Raw genomic sequence first — 432 nt, 5'->3', positions numbered from 1 at the left:
TCGTTTCTACAACGGATTTATCCAATATATTTACAATTTCATACAAAGCAACGACATGCAATCTCTTACAGAGTTCTAAACTCAATATTGTAATGACGAACAAAATAGACCTTGCTTGCGGAGACAGGGTCTTTAGAAAAACGATTAGGTGTAAACAATTATGAGAATTAAAGAACTAACAGCGCAATGGGAAAAACAAGCAAAAGCAATCATGACCGAGAACGAATATTCGTTCCGTATTCCAATCGAAGATGCCGCTAAAATTGAAGCGCTCGCCGAGATGTACCCTAAACGCAATAAAAACGAAATTCTTTGCGAACTCATCTCCTCTGCATTGCAAGAGCTAGAGACCGCCATGCCTTACATTGCAGGCACAGAAGTCGCCGCTATTGACGAGCAAGGAGACCCTTTGTATCAAGATGTGGGCCCAAC

1 protein-coding gene is annotated in these 432 nt (G+C 41.2%); it reads left to right on the top strand.

Going from position 1 to position 432, the window contains the following annotated elements; translation table 11 throughout:
* Window positions 1-160: 160 nt before the first annotated feature.
* On the top strand, window positions 161-432 hold a 272-nt coding region (locus A3739_RS08475; protein ID WP_068501029.1), incomplete at its 3' end, for a hypothetical protein.

Source organism: Oleiphilus sp. HI0067 (assembly GCF_001635735.1).
This window is presented reverse-complemented; position numbering and strand designations above follow the sequence as displayed.